The following is a 17,547-nucleotide window of genomic DNA, read 5'->3' as shown; positions in this document are numbered from 1 at the left end:
TTTTTCGGCGTTCCATCGGGCGGGAGACAGGTACGACGTGGCCCCCGGCCGCCTCAGAGGGTCTGGACGGTGGCGATGCGTTCCTCTAGCTGCTCGATGGTGGCCTGGGCGCTCGGCGGGCCCCCACAGAGGCGGCGCAGCTCGGCGTGGATCTTTCCGTGCGGCAGCCCGGTGCGGTGGTGCCGGGCGGCCACCAGGGCGTTCAGTTGCCGCCGCAGCGCCACCCGCCGCTGGGCGGCGCTCATCGGTGGCGGGGGCGCCGCCGTGGCCGTACGGGCCGGCTCACCGGCCCGCTCGGCGACGCGCCGGCGCTGGGCCGCCAACTGATCGGCCTGCCGCTTGGTGAGCAGCAGGGAGACCTGGTCGGCGGTGAGCAGCCCCGGCAGCCCGAGGTACTCCTCCTCCTCCGGCGTGCCGGCCTGGGCGGCGGTGCCGAAGGAGGCGCCGTCGAAGATCACCTGGTCCAGTTCGGCGGTGGCCGACAGCGCCGCGAAGCGCTTCTCCAGCTCACCGCTGGCCTGGTCGTCGCGCTGGGCGCGCTCCAACAGGTCGTCGTCGAAGCCCTCGCGGTCCTTCGGCTTGCCGAGCACGTGGTCCCGCTCGGCCTCCATCTCGCTGGCCAGCCCGAGCAGGTGCGGCACGCTGGGCAGGAAGACCGACGCCGTCTCCCCGGGGCGGCGGGCCCGGACGAAGCGGCCGATGGCCTGGGCGAAGTAGAGCGGGGTGCTGGCGCTGGTGGCGTAGACCCCGACCGCCAGGCGGGGGATGTCGACGCCCTCGGAGACCATCCGGACCGCGACCAGCCAACGCTGCTCGGACTCCGCGAACGTCGCGATCCGGGCGGAGGCGCCCTGGTCGTCGGAGAGGACCACGGTGGCCTTCTCGCCGGTCACCTGCTCGATCAGCTTCGCGTACGAGCGGGCGGCCTGCTGGTCACTGGCGATGATCAACCCGCCGGCGTCGGCCATCCCGGCGTTGCGCAGCACGGTCAGCCGGGCGTCGGCGGCCCGCAGCACCTGCGGCATCCAGTCGCCGGCCGGGTCGAGCGCGGTACGCCAGGCCTGGGCGACGAGGTCCTGGGTCATCGGCTCGCCCAGCCGGGCCGCCAGCTCCTCGCCGGCGTTCGTCCGCCATCGGGTCTCCCCCGAGTAGGCCAGGAAGAGCACCGGCCGGACCACGCCGTCGCGCAGCGCGTCGGCGTAGCCGTACACGGAGTCGGCGCGGGAACGCAGCAGCCCGTCGCCGCCCCGCTCGTAGCCGACGAACGGGATCGGGTTGTCGTCGGAGCGGAACGGGGTGCCGGTGAGCATCAACCGGCGTACGGCCGGCTCGAACGCCGCTTTCACCCCGTCGCCCCAGGTCCGGGAGTCGCCGGCGTGGTGGATCTCGTCGAGGATGACCAGGGTGCGCCGGGTCATGGTGCGCCGCCGGTGCACCTGGGGCGCCATCCCGACCTGGGCGTACGTGATCACGGCCCCGTGGAAGTCGGCCGAGGAGTGCAGGTCGGCGTTGCGGAACGCCGCGTCGAGCTGGATGCCGACCCGAGCCGCGGCCTCGGACCACTGGGTCTTCAGGTGCTCGGTGGGGGCGACCACGGTGACCGCCTCGACGGTGCCGTCGGCCAGCAGTTCGGCGGCGATCCGCAGGGCGAAGGTGGTCTTGCCGGCCCCCGGGGTGGCGACCGCGGTGAAGTCATCGGTGCGTCGCCGCAGGTACTCCACCAGCGCCTTGCGCTGCCAGGCACGCAGTGACGGGAACGTATCGAGCACCGGCGTCCGGGCTGCCACGCGTCAGGCTCCTCTCCGACCGCACGACGGCGGACCCCGGCTGAGGGCCACGCGTTCCGCCGCCCATGAAAAGGCCCTCGCGCGTCGGTCACCGCGAAGGCCGGATCAGCATAACCAGCCCGGGCCGGCCGGCCCAGGCGACGCCACGCTCAGTGGCGCGACGCCACCTCCGTCACGCCGCCACCCCGCCGGAGCCGTCACGGAGGACCTTCACCCGCTCACCCTGGGTAGGAAGGCGGGGGGGTCACCCGCGTTCCCGCCGTTCACCGGCGCGCAGCCGTGCGCCGCCGCGTCGCGCGCCGTCCCGGGGCCGGGGGTGCCGGTGCCGGGCGGGGGCATGGTGGCCACCGGGGCGGACCAGCGCCGACGCAGCGACACCAGGCGCAGCGCGAAGACCCCGACGGCGACGGCGGTCAGCCCGACCGCGTCGGCGTGGTCGATCGCGTCGAGGACCGCCACCCCGATGGATCCGAGGAGCGCGGCCACCGCGTAGATCTCCCGGCGCAGCACCACGGGGATCTCCCCGGTGAGCAGGTCCCGAGCGAGTCCGCCGCCGATGGCGGTGAGCATCCCGATGAGGCAGGCGCCGACCGCCGGCACCTGGGCGTCGAGCGCCTTGAGCGTCCCGGCCACGGTGAACAGGGCGAGGCCGGCAGCGTCCAGCACCAGCACGGTGGTACGCAGCCGGGCGAGCTGGGGGTGCAGCCAGAAGACGGCGGCGGCGCAGAGACCGGCGGCGGCGACGTAGCGCCAGTCGGCGAAGGCCAGCGGGGGCGCCTCGCCGATGGCCAGGTCGCGGAAGATCCCGCCGCCGAGCGCGGCGACGAAACCGACGAAGGCGACGCCGAAGAGGTCGAGCCGTTTGGCCACCGCTGCGGAGGCCCCGGAGGCGGCGAAGACCGCCACGCCGGTCAGGTCGGCGATCAGCAGGGCGGTGGAGGTGGTCACCGGCGAAGGTTACGCGGGCGGCCGGTCGGACCGCCCGTACTCACTCGCCCCAGGAGTCGAAGATCTCCTTGCACTTGGGGCAGACCGGCGAGCCGGGCTTGGCCGCCTTGGTCACCGGGAACTTCTCGCCGCAGAGCGCGATCACGAAGGTGCCCATCACGGCACTCTCGGCGATCTTGTCCTTGCGGACGTAGTGGAACATCTCGGGACCGGTGTCGGCGTCCTTGACCTCGGGGCGCTCGAGGACCTCAGTGCTCACTTCTCCACCTCCGGCCTTCCAGTCTGGCAGGTCGCTCCGGTCGGGTCCACCGCAGGCCACCCGGTCGACGACCCGTATCGTCCCGTACGTGAACAGCTTCCGCATTTCCCTCGGTGCCGAGGTGGCCGCCGCCCTGCGTGCTGGTCGTCCCGTCGTCGCCCTGGAGAGCACCATCGTCTCCCACGGCCTGCCCCGGCCGGACAACCTGCGGGTGGCCCGCGAGATCGAGCAGACCGTACGCGACGCCGGGGCCGTCCCGGCCACCATCGGCATGGTCGGCGGCCGGCTGGTGGTCGGGCTCGACGACGCGGAGCTGACCCGGCTCGCCACCGTCGACGGCGTGAGCAAGCTCTCGGCGCGCGACCTCGCGGTGGCCGCCGCGGTCGGGGCGGACGGTGCCACCACGGTCGCCGCCACCAGCGCGGTGGCCGCCGCCGCCGGCATCGGGGTCTTCGCCACCGGCGGGCTGGGCGGGGTGCACCGGGAGGCCGCGACGACCTTCGACGAGTCCGCCGACCTGGTGACCCTGGCCCGGACCCCGATCGCGGTGGTCTGCGCCGGGGTCAAGTCGATCCTCGACGTCGGGGCCACCCTGGAGCGGATGGAGACCCTCGGGGTCGCCGTGGTCGGCTACCGCACCCGGCGCTTCCCCGGCTTCTACCTCACCGACTCCGGCTTCGAGCTGGACTGGTCGGTCGACTCCCCCGAGCAGGTCGCCGACGTGCTGGCCGCGCGGGCCGCCCACGGCGCGCACGACGGCGGGCTGATCGTGGCCAACCCGCTGCCGGTCGACGAGCAGCTCGACCCGGCGCTGCACGACCGGACGCTGACCGAGGGGCTGTCCCGGCTGGGCCGTGACGGGATCTCCGGCAAGGCCGTCACCCCGTACCTGCTGGCGCACTTCCACTCCGCCACCGCCGGGGCCAGCCTCGCGGTGAACGTGCGGATCATCCTGCGCAACGCCGACCTCGCCGCCCGGATCGCGGTGGCGGCGGCGAACCGCACCGCCTCCGCCGCATGACCGCAGCGGCCCGGATCGTGGTGGTCGGCGACCTGATCACCGACGTCGTGGCGGTGCTCGCCGGGCCCCTCGCCACCGGCTCGGACACCCCGGCCACCATCCGGGTCAGCGGCGGCGGCCAGGCGGCCAACACCGCCGCCTGGCTGGCCGCCCAGGGCGTCCCGGTCACCATGGTCGGCGCGGTCGGCGACGACGACGCGGGGCGCGACCGGGTCGCCGAGCTGGAGCGGGCCGGCGTCGACTGCGCGGTCGACCGGCAGCCCGGGACCGCCACCGGCACCGTCATCGTGCTCACCGGCGACGGTGAACGCACGATGATCACCCAGCGGGGGGCGAACCTGCGGTTGAGCGCCGCGCACGTGGCGCAGGCCGTGGCCGAGGCGGCCGACGCGCGGCACCTGCACCTGTCCGCGTACACCCTGCTCGACGCCGAGTCGCGGGAGGCCGGGCTGCGCGCGCTGGCCGCCGCCCGCGAGCGCGGGCTCACCGTCAGCGTCGACGCGGCCTCCGCGGCGCCGCTGCGGCGCGTCGGCGCGGCGACCTTCCTGAGCTGGGTACGCGACGTCGACCTGCTCCTGGTCAACTCCGACGAGGCGGCCGTGCTGGCCGGCGGGCTGGACCCGGCGGCGCAGGCGCGGGCGCTGTCGGCGACGGCCCGGCGGGTGGTGGTCAAGCGGGGCGCGGCCGGGGCGGTCTGGGCGGACCGGTCGGCGACGGTGACCGTCAGCCCGTCGCGCCGAGTGGCCGTGGCGGACGTCACCGGAGCCGGCGACGCCTTCGCCGCCGGCCTGCTGTCGGCCTGGCTCTCCAACTCCGACCCCCGCTCCGCCCTGTCCCACGCCGGCGACCTGGGTGCCCAGGCCGTCTCCTCGGTAGGAGCCCGCCCCACCCCCTGACCACCGGCGGCCGGGGCGGGTCAGGGGTCGACGTCGATGACCTTGTGGGGGTGCGCCTCGGCCGTCAGGGTCATGGGTGGGGTCTCGTCGCGCTGGGTGGGGCGGAAACGGTTGGCCAGCCGGTGTTCTTCCTTCGGCGGGCGGTCGTTGGCCAGCAGCACCGCCAGCCACGGGATGAGCACCATGCCCAGGCCGCAGAGCGGCAGCCAGAGCCAGAGCAGCGGCGCCTGCACGCCGACCAGGATCGCCCCGGCGACGACACAGGCCATCCGGACGCCCATCATCACGACGTAACGCCGCTGTCGGCTGTTGAGCTGGTCGCCCTGGCTGCGGGCCGCGTCGGTGATCAAAATCGGTTGGTACGCCTGACGCTTCACCTCGTACCTCCAAGAGGGATCGGTCCCATCCTGTCACTCCGGGCCGCTGATCAGCGAAAATCGACTCATAGGCGGCCGTGTTACGCGCGTGGTACGCTCCGTCACGTGGGCAGCCGGTTCAGCTTCACCGACGAGGCGCTGGCCAATCTGCGCGTCTACGGGGTCACCCCCGGCGAGGTCTGGGAGGCCCTGCACAGTCCGCGCCGCGTCATCCGGCACCTCGGCGACGACGTGATGGTGGTCTACGCCGCGGCCCGGCACGGCCGGCGGCTGGCGGTGCTGCTCGCCGAGGCCGACGGCGCCGACAACGACTGGGACGTCCTCTCCGCCCGGGAGCTGAGCGACGTCGAGGCCAAGCGCTACGACGAGGCCGTCGCAGGATTTCGCCGATGAGGAGGCGTGCCGATGAACCGTAACGACGCGATCAAGCAGTTCCACGGCGGCGACGACGACCGGTTCGCCGAGCTGATCGACTCCGGTCACCCGGTGGAGCTGCCCACCCCCGACGCCGACGTGCCGATGGTCAGCCGTTCGGTGCGGCTGCCGCTGGAGACGTACGAGCGGGTACGGTCGGCCGCCGACGCGCGCGGCATCGGGGTGACCACCCTGATGCGGCAGTGGATCGAGGCCGGCCTGGCCGACCTGGACGACTCGGCGACGGTCTCACTGGCCGACGTCCGGCGCGCCCTGGCCGCGCTCTCCCGTCCCACCGCCGCCTGAGCCCGCATCGCCCGCGCCTGAGCCCGCATCCCCGGCTGAGCCGGTAACCGGTGCCGCCCGGCTGAGCCGGTGCCGCCCCGGGTCAGCCCTTTGCCGCCTTCGCCTCCGCCTTCATCCGCTGCTTGTACTCCCGGACCCGGCGCAGCGATTCCGGGTCGGTGACGTCGGCAACCGAGCGGTAGGCACCGGGCTCGCCGTACCCGCCGGCCGCCTCGCGCCAGCCCGCCGGGGTGACGCCGAAGCGCTTGCCGAGCAGGGCGAGGAAGATCTGCGCCTTCTGCCGGCCGAACCCGGGCAGGTCGGCGATGCGCCCCAGCAGTTGCGGGCCGTCGGCGGCATCCGCCCAGAGCCGGGCGGCGTCGCCGTCGTAGCGCTGCACCAGCACCCGGCACACCTCCTGCACCCGGGCGGCCATCGCCTTCGGGAAGCGGTGCAGGGCCGGTGGCCGGGCGAAGATCGCGACCAACTCGTCCGGGTCGTGTTCGGCCAGCTCGCGGGCGTCCGGCTCGTGCCCGAGCCGCTGCGCCAGCACGTACGGCGAGGCGAACGCCTTCTCCATGGGAACCTGCTGGTCGAGGACCATGCCGAGCAGCAGCGCCAGCGCGTTGCGGTGGAGAAGTTCGTTCGCCGCAGGATCGATCGGCAGGGAGAGCGTCATGACGGCCATGCTCCCTCACCGGAACCTGCCGCCCGTGGCGGATGGCCGAGAGACACGCAGCGACAGCCGTTTCCTCGACGCGACGCCACCGCAAGGAGAAGATCCAGACATGGATCACGCCGCCCCGGTCGACAACGAAGAACTGGGGACTCCTCGACTGTCGCTGCGTCGCCCGACTTACGCCGACATCGACGCCATTCATCGAATCCACAGCGACCCGAGGGCACACGCCCACAATCCCGCGGACGCGCTGTCCACCCGGGCGGAAGCTGAGGAGCGCTACCGGCGCTGGGACGGGCACTGGAACCAGCACGGCTTCGGCTACTGGACCGTCCACGGCCAATTGCGCAACCAGCAGCCGCTGGGGTTCTGCGGCATCAAGCTGATGCGGCTGCACGACCGCGCCGTCCTGAACCTCTTCTACCGCCTTGACCCACTGGCCTGGGGCAACGGCATAGCCACCGAAGCCGCCACCGCCGTCGTCGACTGGGCGACCGCCCACCTGCCCGAGCATCCGGTCATCGCGAGAGTGCGCCCCGACAACGCGGCGTCCCTGCAGGTCGCCGCACACGCCGGCCTGCGGCGCGCCCCTCATCTGGACACGGACGGCGAGGACGGCCTCGACTGGATCTTCACAGTGAACTGGCCGGGCAACGCCGAGCCAGTTCACGACGACCCGCGCCCCTGACCCGGAAGCGGCGCGGAAAAGCCGGGTGCTCGCGATCGCGCTCGCGGCGGCAGGCAGGATGGGCGACGTGGACGAACACGACATGCTGCTCTCCCCCGCCGGCGTCGAGGCACTCCGGACGGCGCTGTCCCGCGCCGCGTACACCTCGAACGGCATCGCCGACCGGCTCGGCTCGCAGGCCACCGGCGGGGTGGCCCGCAACGACTTCCGGGCGGCGCTGCGCGCCACCGAGGACCGGGACCCGCTCGGCACGCTGATCCGGGTGTTCATCTGCGACCAGACCGAGTCGGAGGCGGCGGTGGCCGCCGCGCTCGCCCCGTTGAGCGTGGCCGAGGCGCTGGCCGGTGGGCTGGTCGAGCGGCACGGCGACGGCCTGCGCGCCGGGATCGACCTGGAGCCGTACGGCGACGACTGGTGGGTCCTGGCGGACCTGCCGGTCAGCTCCCGGCCGGGCCGACCGCTGCACGCCGAGCACGTGCTCGGCATCGGCGGGGCCACCCAGACCCTCATCGGCGCGACCGTCCGCCGGCCGGTCGAGACCGCGCTGGACCTGGGCACCGGCTCCGGGGTGCAGGCGCTGCACCTGTCGACCCACGCCCGCCGGGTCACCGCCACCGACCTCTCCGCGCGGGCGCTGCGCTTCGCCGCCACCACCGCCGCGCTCAACGGCCAGGACTGGGAGCTGCTCAGCGGCGACCTGGTCGCCCCGGTCGCCGGCCGGCGCTTCGACCTGGTGGTCAGCAACCCGCCGTTCGTGGTCGGCCCCGGCACCACCACCCACGTCTACCGGGACTCGGGCCGGGTCGGCGACGCGATCGGCGCCGAGCTGGCCGCCGCCGCGCCGGGCCTGCTCACCGAGGGCGGCACCATGCAGTACCTGGCGAACTGGGTGCACGTCGCCGGGGAGGACTGGGGCGAGCGGGTGGAGGGATGGTTCGCCGGCACCGGCCTGGACGCCTGGGTGATCCAGCGCGAGGTCGCCGACCCGATGGCGTACGTCAACCTGTGGCTGACCGACGTGGGTGAGGCCGCCGACCCGCACCGGATGGCCGCCTGGCTGGACTGGTTCGACGCCCACCGGATCGAGGCGGTCGGCTTCGGCATCGTCTCGCTGCGCCGCGCCGGGCACGCCGACCCGGTGGTCCGGGTCGAGGACCTGCGCCAGCGGGTCCAGCCGCCGCTGGGCGACCACGTCGGCGCCTGGTTCGACCGCCAGGACTGGCTGCGGGTACGCGACACCGACGGGCTGCTCGCCGAGCGCTACCGGGCCGCCGAGGGGCTCCAGCTTCGGCAGGAAGCCACCATGGGCGACGAGGGGTGGGCCGTGGACCGGCAGGTCCTGGCCGTGCCGCACGGGCTGCGCTGGGCCGAGGAGGTCGACCCGCTGGTGCTGGCCCTGGTCGGCGGCGCCGACGGCCGGCTGGCGCTGCGCGACCAGCTCGCGTTGATCGCCGCCGCGCACGACGTGGCACCGGAGGAGTTGGCCGAGGCGGCCGGCCCGATCGTGGCGCACCTGGTGGAGCGGGGCGTCATCGAGCCGGTCACCGGCTGATGCGGGCGGTGGTGCAGACCGTCGGCCGGGCCGCCGTGACGGTCGACGGAGAGGTCGTCGGGGCGATCACCGACGGGCTGCTGGTGCTGCTCGGCATCACCCACGCCGACACCCCGCAGGTCGCGCAGGCCATGGCCCGCAAGCTCCACGAGCTGCGCATCCTCGACGACGAGCGCAGCGCCGCCGACACCGGGGCGCCGCTGCTGGTGGTCAGCCAGTTCACCCTCTACGGCGACGCCCGCAAGGGCCGCCGCCCGAGCTGGACGGCGGCGGCCCCGGCCGAGGTCGCGGAGCCGCTGGTGACGGCGGTCGTGGCGGCCCTGCGCGACCGGGGCGCGACGGTGGGCACGGGCCGCTTCCGCGCCCACATGCTGGTGGAGAGCGTCAACGTCGGTCCCCGCACCGTGCTGCTCGAACTCTGAGCGGGCGGCGACGGAAGGCCGCCAGGGTGCCGGGCCGGGTGCCGTCGTCGCCGGCCCCGGCACCCCCGACGGTCAGAAGAACAGGCCCCGGCGCTGCACGGACTGGCGCAGCCAGCCGTCGAGCTGGGCCGCCCAGTCGGTCTGCTGCGCGGTGGCGTGCGGGACGCTGAAGCGGCCGAACGCGTCGCGGCCCTCGGTGAAGACGCCGCCCCGCTTGTCGATCTCCAGCACCACCTGCACCTGCTGCGGGTCGGTGACGAAGGTGACCTCGAGCTGGTTGATCGCCCGCGCGTACTGGGGCGCCGGGTAGAACTCGATCTCCTGGTAGAACGGCAGGGCCTGCCGCACCCCGTAGATGTGTCCGCGCTCGTTGTCGGCGCGGGCGAACCGGAAGCCCAGCCGCAGCAGCGCGTTCAGCAGGGCCTCCTGGGCCGGCAGCGGGTGCACCGCCACCGCGTCCAGGTCGCCCTTGTCGACCGCGCGGGCCACCTCCAGCTCGGTACGCAGCCCCATCGTCATGCCGTGCAGGTGCTGGCCGTACAGCTCGGTCAGCGGGGTCTCCCACGGCACGTCGAAGCGGAACGGCACGTCGTAGCGCTGCCCCGGGGCCAGGTGGAACGCCCCGGTCACCTGGCGGCGGTGGAACTCCTGGGTGGTCTCGTAGTCGTTGTCGCCGCTCTCCACCTCGACCCGGGTGACCAGGCCGAGCGCCACGTAGTCGACGTCCACCGGGTGCTCGCCGCCGGCCAGGTGGACGATGCCCTCCAACTGCCCGCCGGGGCGGCAGTTCGGGTTCGCCAGGACCGTCTGCACCGACGGACCGCCCACGCCCATCGCCTGCATGAGCCGCTTGAAGACCACGAGACCCTCCACCCTGTCCGGGGTCGGCCGCGGGCGGCCGACCAGGTGGCCGGCCCGGTGGCCGACCGTCTGGCACGGTAGCCGGGGTCGGCAAGCCGACAGGGCGACGACCCCTCTGCACTGTCGGTTCCCCGATCGCCTCACTCCCGTTTCACGTCCCGGTTGCCAGAGTATGTGTCACCGGCGCCACTGGGCCGGAGACGCGGCACCGACGTGGACACGGGGAGAGACAGAGATGGTCCTGCAGATGATCGAGAATCAGATCGGCGGCTCGGCCCTCACGAGCGACGCCGAGCTCGGCACCGACACCCTGACCGACCTCGACGCCACCGACGAGCGCGGCGTCTCCACGGATCTGGTCCGCGCCTACCTCAACGGCATCGGGCGCACCAAGCTGCTCACCGCCGCGCAGGAGGTGGAGCTCTCCCGTCGGATCGAGGCCGGGCTCTTCGCCGAGGAGAAGCTGGCGACCTGCACGCCGGTCTCCGCCGAGCTGCGGGCCGACCTGTCGCTCGTCGTCGCCGAGGGCCGCGCCGCCAAGGACCACCTGCTCGAGGCGAACCTGCGCCTGGTCGTCAGCATCGCCAAGCGCTACACCGGCCGGGGGATGGCGTTCCTGGACCTGATCCAGGAGGGCAACCTGGGCCTGATCCGGGCGGTCGAGAAGTTCGACTACACCAAGGGCTTCAAGTTCTCCACGTACGCCACCTGGTGGATCCGGCAGGCCATCACCCGGGCCATGGCCGACCAGGCCCGCACCATCCGCATCCCGGTGCACATGGTCGAGCAGGTCAACCGGATGGTCCGGGCCCGCCGCGAGCTGTCCGCCACGCTGGGCCGGGAGCCCACCGTCGCCGAGGTCGCCCGGGCCATGGAGGTCCCCGAGTTCCAGATCATCGAGCTGATCTCGTACGACCGGGAGCCGGTCAGCCTGGACCAGGCCGTCGGCGAGGACGGTGACAGCGCCCTGGGCGACTTCGTCGCCGCCGTCGACCCGGCCGCCGAGCCGGGCGAGGCCGCCAGCAACGGCGAGCTGCGCAACGAGGTGCGGATCGTGCTGGCCACCCTCTCCCAGCGGGAGCAGGCGGTGATCCGGCTCCGCTTCGGCCTCGACGACGGCCGCCAGCGCACCCTCGACGAGGTGGGCCGGGAGTTCGGGCTGTCCCGGGAGCGGATCCGGCAGATCGAGAAGGTCACCCTGCTCAAGCTGCGCGACCCGGAGCGGGCGCAGCGCCTGGAGGCGTACGCCTGCTGAGCGGGCGCGCCTCACCCGAGGGGCCCCGGCGGTTCGCCGGGGCCCCTCGGGCGTTCGTGGGGTGACAGCCGGCGCGGCCCGGCCGACGCCTCAGAGCCGGCGCGGGCCGGTGTCGGGGCGGGCGTCGGCCGCGCCGGTGCCGACGGCGGCGTGCAGCACCGACACCCCGTCCGGGCGGGCCAGCACCGGGTTGAGGGTGAGCGAGCGCACCCGGGGCTGCTCGTCGGCGAGCCGCCCCACCCGCAGCAGCAGCTCGGCCAGGGCCGCCCGGTCCACCGGGGCGGCCCCCCGGTGCCCGCGTAGCAGTGGTGCGGCCCGAGGCTCGTCGACCAGCTCGGCGGCGTCGAGGTCGGTCAGCGGCACCGCCCGCCAGGCCCGGTCGCCGAGCAGCTCGGTGGCGACGCCGCCCAGCCCGAAGCCGACCACCGGCCCGAACGCCGGGTCCTCCACCAGCTCCACCACGCAGGGCACCCCGGGCGGGACCATCGCCTGCACCAGCACGTCCGCGCCGAAGGCCGGCGCCATCTCCGCGTACGACCGACGAACCGCCGGGGCGTCGGCCAGGTCGAGGCGGACCGCGCCGAGGTCGAGGCGGTGCCGCAGCCCCGGCGCGGCGGCCTTCAACGCCACCGGGTAGCCGAGCGCCCCGGCGGCGGCGACCGCCTCGTCGGCCGAGCCCGCCGACACCGAGGGCAGCACCTCGATGCCGTACGCGCCGAGCAGCCCCTCCGGGTCCGCCCCGTCGGCGCGCAGCGCGGCCTGCGCGGCGGCCGGGTCGATCCGGGGCAGTTCGGGCAGCGTGCCGGCCGGGCGGCGCAGCCAGTCGGCGTACGCGGCGACCCGGCCCAGCGCCCGCACCGCCTCCTCCACGCTCGGGTACGCCGCCACCCCGGCGGGGCTGCTGGCGGCGAGGAACGTGGTCACCACCGGCTTGCCGGCGTCGAGCGCGCCGGAGAGGGCGGCCGCGAAGTCCGCCCCGGCGTCGGTGAGCTGGCCGGGCAGCGGCGGGGCGAAGACCGCGACCAGGGCGTCCACCCGGTCGTCGGCGGCGGTCTCGGCGCAGGCGGCGGCGAACTCGGCCGCCCCGGCGGCGGGGCCGACGTCGCGCGGGTACCCGGCGGCCACGGTCAGCCCCTGGGCGGCGCAGGCGGTGGCGGCCAGCCCGGTCAGCGCCGAGGAGTTGCCCACCACGCCGACCCGCCGGCCGGCCGGCAGCGGCTGACCGGCCAGCAGCACGCCGACGTCGAGCAGCTCGGCGACGGTCTCCACCCGGATCACCCCGGACCGGGCGAAGAGGGCGCTGACGCCGGCCGCGTCGGGGCCGGGGGCGTCGGTGCCCAGGCCGGGTGGCCGGGCCGGTGCGGCCAGCGCCACCACCGGCTTGTCCCGGCCGATGCGCCGGGCCAGCCGGGCGAACTTGCGCGGGTTGCCGAAGGTCTCCAGGTACAACATGATCACGTCGGTGCCGGGGTCGTCCTGCCAGTACTGCAGCAGGTCGTTGCCGGAGACGTCGGTGCGGTTGCCGGCCGAGACGAAGCTGGACAGGCCCAGGCCGCGCCGGTGCGCCTCGGCCAGCAGCGCCACCCCGAACGCCCCGGACTGGCTGAAGATCCCGACCCGGCCGGGGGCGGGCAGCACCGGGGCGAGGGTGGCGTTGAGGCGTACCCGCTCGTCGGTGTTGGCCACGCCGAGGCAGTTCGGGCCGACCACCCGCATGCCGGCGGCGTGCGCGGCGCGGACCAGGGCCCGCTGGGCCGCCGCGCCCGCCGCGCCCGCCTCGGCGAAGCCCGCGGAGATCACCACCAGGCCGTGCGCCCCGGCCGCCGCCGCGTCGGCCACCACCTCGGCGACCGCCTCCGGGGCCACCGCGACCACCGCCAAGTCGATCGCGGCGTCGGCGGCGACGGCCGACGGGTACGCGGGCAGCCCCGCCACCGTCGCCGCGCTCGGGTGCACCGGCACGACCGCGCCGGTGAAGCCGCCGTCGCGCAGGTGCCCGAGGACGGCGGCGCCGACGCCCTGCCCGGTGGCGCTGGCCCCGTAGACGGCGACGCCCCGGGGGGCCAGCAGCCGGGCGATGGAACGGGCCTCGGTGCGGTGCTCCCGGCCGCGCTGCACCGCCAACGTCGCCTCGGTGGGGGCGATCGGGAAGCTCAGGTGCACCACGCCGTCGGCGTACTGGCGCTGGACCTGGTAGCCGAAGTCGGCGAAGACCCGCAGCATCGCCCCGTTGGCCGGGAGCACCTCGGCGACGAAGTGCACGATCCCGACCCGCCGGGCGGCGTCGGCCAGATGCTCCAGCAGCACCGAGCCGATCCCCCGCCCCTGGTAGGCGTCCTCCACCACGAACGCCACCTCGGCCTCCGGGGCCTCGGGGCCGAGCCGCTCGTACCGGCCGACCGCGACGATCCGGCCGGCGGCCAGCACCACGAAGGCCTCCCGGTCGCGGTGGTCGACCACCACGAACCGGCGCAGGTCCCGCTCGGGAATGCGCGGGTACGGCGAGAAGTAGCGCAGGTAGCGGGTGCGCTCGGAGAAGCGGGAGTGCATCGCCACGATCTGCGGCGCGTCCTCGGGGCGGATCGGCCGCAGCGCGACGGTCGTGCCGTCGCTGAGCAGCACGTCCACCGGCTGGTCGACAGTGCTCACCGCCTCGCTCCCCTCCTGGCCGCGCGGCCCGGTCGCGTCCCGGCCGCGCGGGTCTTGCCGTTCAGTCGCGCGGGTCTTGCCGTTCAGTCGCGCGGGTCTTGCCGTTCAGTCGCGCGGGTCTTGCCGTTCAGTCGCGCGGGTCGTGCGGGTCGAGCCCGAAGAGCGGGAAGACCGCCTTGCGGGCCGCCGCGATGGCCCGGTCGATGGCGGTCGGCTCGCCGGTCGGCTCCCAGGGCCGGTACGTCGGGTCGACGTCGTCGGTCATCCGCAGCGGCACCTCCCGGCCGGGGCGGCGCGCGGCGGCGAGCCGCCGCCAGCCCGGCGGGGTCGGCGTCGCCGGGTCGATCGCCGCGCCGGTGGCCACCGCCAGCAGGTGCGTCCACGCCCGGGGCACCACCTCCACCAGGGCGTACCCGCCGCCGCCGGTGGCCACCCAGCGCCCCTCGCAGAGCTCGTCGGCCAGCGCCCGCAGGGCGAGATAGGTGGCGCGCTGCCCGTCGACGGAGAGCCGCAGGTCGGCGAGGGGGTCGAGGCGGTGCCCGTCCGCGCCGCACTGGGTGACGAGCAGTTGCGGCCGGAACGCGCGCAGCACCGACGGCACGACGGCGTGGAAGGCCCGCTGCCAGCCCGCGTCGTCGACGCCCGGCGGCAGCGGGACGTTGACCGCGCTGCCCACCGCGCCGGGGCCGCCGGTCTCGTCGGGGAACCCGGTGCCGGGAAAGAGCGCCAGCGGGGTCTCGTGCAGGCTGACCGTGAGCACCCGGGGGTCGTCGTAGAAGGCCTGCTGCACGCCGTCGCCGTGGTGCACGTCCACGTCGACGTACGCGATCCGCTGCGCGCCCAGGTCGAGCAGCCGGGCGATGGCCACGGCGGGGTCGTTATAGACGCAGAAGCCCGAGGCCCGGCCCGGCATCGCGTGGTGCAGCCCGCCGGCCACGTTGACCGCGCGCCGGGCCTCGCCCCGCCAGACCGCCTCGGCGGCGGCCACGGTCGCGCCGGTGATCAGCGCGCTGGCCTCGTGCATCCCGTCGAAGACCGGATTGTCCGAGGTGCCCAGGCCGAAGCCGGCGAAGAGCGGGTCGTGCGGGGCGGCCCGCACGGCGGCCAGGTAGCGGGGGTCGTGCACCCGGGTGAGCAGGGCGTCGTCGGCCGGCTGCGGCTTGACCAGGCGCACCCCGGGGCGGTCGAGGACGCCCAGTTCGCGGGCGAGCGCGACGGTCAACTCGACCCGGACCGGGTCGAGTGGATGCTCCCCCATGTCGTAGGCGAGCAGGGCCTCGTCCCACACCACCACCGTCTCCTCGGACATGGGCTCATCGTCGCACGAGCGCCACCGACCGCCCACCGCCCGCACTGCCGCCATCGCCCGGCACCGCTGAGCGCCGCTGGGCACCGCCTGGCGAGGCGGGCGACGCGGGCGCGGCCGCAGGTCGCGCGGGCGGTCAGTCGCCGGTGGCGACGGGGCGGGCCGGGTCGGCGACCCAGTTGCTCCAGGAGCCGACGTAGAGGGCGGCGTCCGGCCGGCCGGCCAGGTGCAGGGCGAGCACGGCCTGCGCGGCGGTCACCCCGGAGCCGCAGTACGCCCCGACCGGCGTGGCCTCGTCGACGCCGGCGGCGGCGAACCGGGCCCGCAGCGCGGCCGGGGACGCGAAGCGCCCGTCCGGGGCGACGTACTCGCCGGCCGGCACGTTCACCGCGCCTGGCACGTGCCCGGCCACGGGGTCGACGGGCTCGTGCTCGCCCCGGTAGCGGGCGGCGGCCCGCACGTCGAGCAGCACCCCGGCGTCGGCGGCGGCGAGCGCGGCGGCGGCGTCGGTGTCCAGCACCGGCAGCGCCCCCGGCCGGACCGTCACGTCGCCGGGCGTCGGGGTGGGCACCCCGGTGCTCACCGGCCGCCCGGCGGCCACCCAGGCCGGGAAGCCGCCGTGCAGCACCCGGACCCGCTGGTGGCCGGCCCAGCGCAGCGTCCACCAGGCGCGGGCGGCGGCGAGGCCGTCGCCGCCGTCGTACACGACGACGGGGTGACCGGCGCGGACCCCGGCGGCCCGCAGCGCGGCCTGCAGGACGGCGGGGTCGGGCAGCGGGTGCCGGCCGGCGGGGCCGGGCGGGCCGCAGAGCACGGCGTCCAGGTCGACGAAGACGGCGCCGGGGAGGTGGCCGGCGGCGTAGTCGTCGCGGCCGGGCGGGCCGGCGAGCCGCCAGCGCACGTCGAGCAGGGCGGGCGGGTCGGCGCGGTCGAGCTCGGCCGCGAGCCGGTCGGCCTCGACCAGCGGTTCCTCGTTACCGGACATGGCGTCCAGTCAACACCATCAAGGCGGCGACCTCGCGTTTCGTCCCGGAAGGTTGTCCGTTGACCGGGGTATCATCGACAGCCGGGAGGTCAGAGACGTGAATGGCCTGGTCGACGCGACCTATCGTTCGATTCCCGCCGGAGAAGGTTGGCAAATCGGATGAAGCACGATCTGGTAGATACGACGGAGATGTACCTGCGCACCATCCTCGAGCTGGAGGAGGAGGGTGTGCCGCCGCTGCGTGCCCGCATCGCCGAGCGACTGCGGCAGAGCGGCCCCACCGTCAGCCAGACGGTCGCGCGGATGGAGCGCGACGGGCTGCTCACCGTCGAGGGCGACCGGCACCTGGCGCTGACCCCGGCGGGGCGGGCCGCCGCCGTGTCGGTGATGCGCAAGCACCGGCTCGCCGAGCTGCTGCTGGTCAACGTCATCGGGATGCCCTACGAGGAGGCCCACGAGGAGGCCTGCCGATGGGAGCACGTGATGAGCGACGCGGTGGAGAAGCGGGTCTACGACCTGCTCAACCAGCCGACCCGCTCCCCGTACGGCAACCCCATCCCGGGGCTGGACGAGCTGGGCCCCGCCGGGCAGCCGGCCGACGGCAGCGAAGGCGAGCGCAACCTGGCGTTCCCCGGGCTCACCGGCTCGGTCGTGGTCCGGCGCATCTGCGAGAGCGTGCAGACCGACGCGGGCGTGCTGCGCCAACTGCACGCCGCCGGGGTCGACCCCGGTGCCACGGTCACCGTGGCCCAGGAGCGCGACGGGGTCTTCATCAACCGCTCCGGCGACCGGATCCGGCTGCCCCGCGAGGTCGCCTCCCGGGTCTTCGTCGCCGCCCACTGACGATCCATCCATCGCTGACAGCTCTGCCCCGCCCGGTGTCCCTCCGACACCGGGCGGGCCTGTCCCCGCCAGGGTGCTCAGTCGGTGACGTACGGGCAGTGTCGGCAGCCGCGCCCGCAGCAGGTGCCCCGGCCGGCCAAGAAGGCCGCCGTCAGGACGAACAGGCCGCTCTCCGGGTCGGGGTAGCCGGCCTCGCCCGAGGCCAGGGCGGCGGCATGCGCGGCCAGGATCCGGCTGCGACCCGGGTGCTGCGGCGGCAGCCGCGACGGGTGCGGCTCGGTCAACGCACGGGGCGCCAACGGCAACCGCTTCCCACTCAC

19 protein-coding genes are annotated in these 17,547 nt (G+C 75.0%); 9 read left to right on the top strand and 10 right to left on the bottom strand.

From position 1 onward, the window contains the following. Positions 1 to 53: 53 nt before the first annotated feature. The 3 genes from ACLQ2V_RS10785 to ACLQ2V_RS10775 form a co-directional block, all read right to left on the bottom strand. Positions 54 to 1,787: a DEAD/DEAH box helicase gene (locus tag ACLQ2V_RS10785; RefSeq protein WP_425718238.1), complete on the bottom strand. Its 1,734-nt coding sequence runs from the start codon at positions 1,785 to 1,787 to the stop codon at positions 54 to 56. Positions 1,788 to 1,997: 210 nt separating this feature from the next. Further along, the gene (locus ACLQ2V_RS10780; protein WP_425718237.1) at positions 1,998 to 2,735 is read right to left on the bottom strand and encodes a trimeric intracellular cation channel family protein; all 738 of its coding nucleotides are present in this window, start codon (positions 2,733 to 2,735) and stop codon (positions 1,998 to 2,000) included. A 40-nt stretch (positions 2,736 to 2,775) separates the two neighbouring features. Then, positions 2,776 to 2,994 carry a DUF3039 domain-containing protein gene (locus ACLQ2V_RS10775; RefSeq protein ID WP_425718236.1) on the bottom strand — a complete coding sequence of 73 codons (219 nt, stop codon included), beginning with the start codon at positions 2,992 to 2,994 and terminating at the stop codon, positions 2,776 to 2,778. An 88-nt stretch (positions 2,995 to 3,082) separates the two neighbouring features. Between ACLQ2V_RS10775 and ACLQ2V_RS10770 the strand changes: the two genes are divergently transcribed. After that, entirely contained in the window at positions 3,083 to 4,015 is a 933-nt protein-coding gene (locus ACLQ2V_RS10770) for a pseudouridine-5'-phosphate glycosidase (protein WP_425718235.1), read from the top strand. Next, positions 4,012 to 4,911 carry a carbohydrate kinase family protein gene (locus ACLQ2V_RS10765; protein WP_425718234.1) on the top strand — a complete coding sequence of 300 codons (900 nt, stop codon included), beginning with the start codon at positions 4,012 to 4,014 and terminating at the stop codon, positions 4,909 to 4,911. Before ACLQ2V_RS10770 ends, ACLQ2V_RS10765 begins: the two co-directional genes overlap by 4 nt. A gap of 20 nt (positions 4,912 to 4,931) precedes the next feature. On the opposite strand, the gene ACLQ2V_RS10760 is transcribed toward ACLQ2V_RS10765, so the two are convergent. Beyond that, on the bottom strand, positions 4,932 to 5,288 hold the full coding sequence (locus tag ACLQ2V_RS10760; RefSeq protein ID WP_425718233.1) for a DUF3099 domain-containing protein: 357 nt from the start codon (positions 5,286 to 5,288) through the stop codon (positions 4,932 to 4,934). A 105-nt stretch (positions 5,289 to 5,393) separates the two neighbouring features. Between ACLQ2V_RS10760 and ACLQ2V_RS10755 the strand changes: the two genes are divergently transcribed. Next, positions 5,394 to 5,681 (top strand): hypothetical protein, encoded by a 288-nt coding sequence (locus ACLQ2V_RS10755; protein WP_425718232.1) that lies wholly within the window; start codon positions 5,394 to 5,396, stop codon positions 5,679 to 5,681. A 12-nt stretch (positions 5,682 to 5,693) separates the two neighbouring features. Further along, a complete protein-coding gene (locus ACLQ2V_RS10750) occupies positions 5,694 to 6,008 on the top strand; it encodes a hypothetical protein (protein ID WP_425718231.1) in 315 nt (104 codons plus the stop codon). Between the two features lie 82 nt (positions 6,009 to 6,090). On the opposite strand, the gene ACLQ2V_RS10745 is transcribed toward ACLQ2V_RS10750, so the two are convergent. Beyond that, a complete protein-coding gene (locus ACLQ2V_RS10745) occupies positions 6,091 to 6,675 on the bottom strand; it encodes an HhH-GPD-type base excision DNA repair protein (RefSeq protein WP_425718230.1) in 585 nt (194 codons plus the stop codon). Here ACLQ2V_RS10745 and ACLQ2V_RS10740 point away from each other — a divergent pair. The 3 genes from ACLQ2V_RS10740 to dtd all read left to right on the top strand — a co-directional run bounded on the left by ACLQ2V_RS10740 (position 6,665) and on the right by dtd (position 9,328). After that, entirely contained in the window at positions 6,665 to 7,354 is a 690-nt protein-coding gene (locus ACLQ2V_RS10740; RefSeq protein ID WP_425718229.1) for a GNAT family N-acetyltransferase, read from the top strand. The genes ACLQ2V_RS10745 and ACLQ2V_RS10740 overlap by 11 nt on opposite strands. 67 nt (positions 7,355 to 7,421) lie before the next feature. Continuing rightward, complete coding sequence (locus ACLQ2V_RS10735) at positions 7,422 to 8,906, top strand: DUF7059 domain-containing protein (protein WP_425718228.1); 1,485 nt, start codon at positions 7,422 to 7,424, stop codon at positions 8,904 to 8,906. Further along, a complete protein-coding gene (gene dtd / locus ACLQ2V_RS10730) occupies positions 8,906 to 9,328 on the top strand; it encodes a D-aminoacyl-tRNA deacylase (RefSeq protein WP_425718227.1) in 423 nt (140 codons plus the stop codon). Before ACLQ2V_RS10735 ends, dtd begins: the two co-directional genes overlap by 1 nt. Positions 9,329 to 9,400: 72 nt before the next feature. Here dtd and ACLQ2V_RS10725 read toward each other — a convergent pair whose 3' ends face one another. After that, positions 9,401 to 10,189 carry a sporulation protein gene (locus ACLQ2V_RS10725; protein WP_425718226.1) on the bottom strand — a complete coding sequence of 263 codons (789 nt, stop codon included), beginning with the start codon at positions 10,187 to 10,189 and terminating at the stop codon, positions 9,401 to 9,403. 247 nt (positions 10,190 to 10,436) lie between these two features. Here ACLQ2V_RS10725 and sigB point away from each other — a divergent pair, with 247 nt between their 5' ends. Further along, a complete protein-coding gene (sigB, locus tag ACLQ2V_RS10720) occupies positions 10,437 to 11,444 on the top strand; it encodes an RNA polymerase sigma factor SigB (RefSeq protein ID WP_425718343.1) in 1,008 nt (335 codons plus the stop codon). 90 nt (positions 11,445 to 11,534) lie between these two features. Here sigB and ACLQ2V_RS10715 read toward each other — a convergent pair whose 3' ends face one another. The 3 genes from ACLQ2V_RS10715 to ACLQ2V_RS10705 all read right to left on the bottom strand — a co-directional run bounded on the left by ACLQ2V_RS10715 (position 11,535) and on the right by ACLQ2V_RS10705 (position 16,384). Then, complete coding sequence (locus ACLQ2V_RS10715) at positions 11,535 to 14,093, bottom strand: GNAT family N-acetyltransferase (protein ID WP_425718225.1); 2,559 nt, start codon at positions 14,091 to 14,093, stop codon at positions 11,535 to 11,537. A gap of 127 nt (positions 14,094 to 14,220) precedes the next feature. Further along, on the bottom strand, positions 14,221 to 15,402 hold the full coding sequence (locus ACLQ2V_RS10710; protein ID WP_425718224.1) for an acetoin utilization protein AcuC: 1,182 nt from the start codon (positions 15,400 to 15,402) through the stop codon (positions 14,221 to 14,223). A 133-nt stretch (positions 15,403 to 15,535) separates the two neighbouring features. Further along, positions 15,536 to 16,384, bottom strand: a complete 849-nt coding sequence (locus ACLQ2V_RS10705; protein ID WP_425718223.1) for a sulfurtransferase — start codon at positions 16,382 to 16,384, stop codon at positions 15,536 to 15,538. A 159-nt stretch (positions 16,385 to 16,543) separates the two neighbouring features. On the opposite strand from ACLQ2V_RS10705, the gene ACLQ2V_RS10700 reads away from it, so the two are divergent. Beyond that, positions 16,544 to 17,227 (top strand): metal-dependent transcriptional regulator, encoded by a 684-nt coding sequence (locus ACLQ2V_RS10700; protein WP_425718222.1) that lies wholly within the window; start codon positions 16,544 to 16,546, stop codon positions 17,225 to 17,227. A gap of 77 nt (positions 17,228 to 17,304) precedes the next feature. Here the strand turns inward: ACLQ2V_RS10700 and ACLQ2V_RS10695 are convergent, their stop codons facing one another. Further along, the gene (locus tag ACLQ2V_RS10695) at positions 17,305 to 17,547 is read right to left on the bottom strand and encodes a DUF5522 domain-containing protein (RefSeq protein WP_425718221.1); all 243 of its coding nucleotides are present in this window, start codon (positions 17,545 to 17,547) and stop codon (positions 17,305 to 17,307) included.

This window comes from Micromonospora sp. DT233 (genome assembly GCF_049841815.1).
GTDB lineage: Bacteria > Actinomycetota > Actinomycetes > Mycobacteriales > Micromonosporaceae > Micromonospora.
This window is presented reverse-complemented; position numbering and strand designations above follow the sequence as displayed.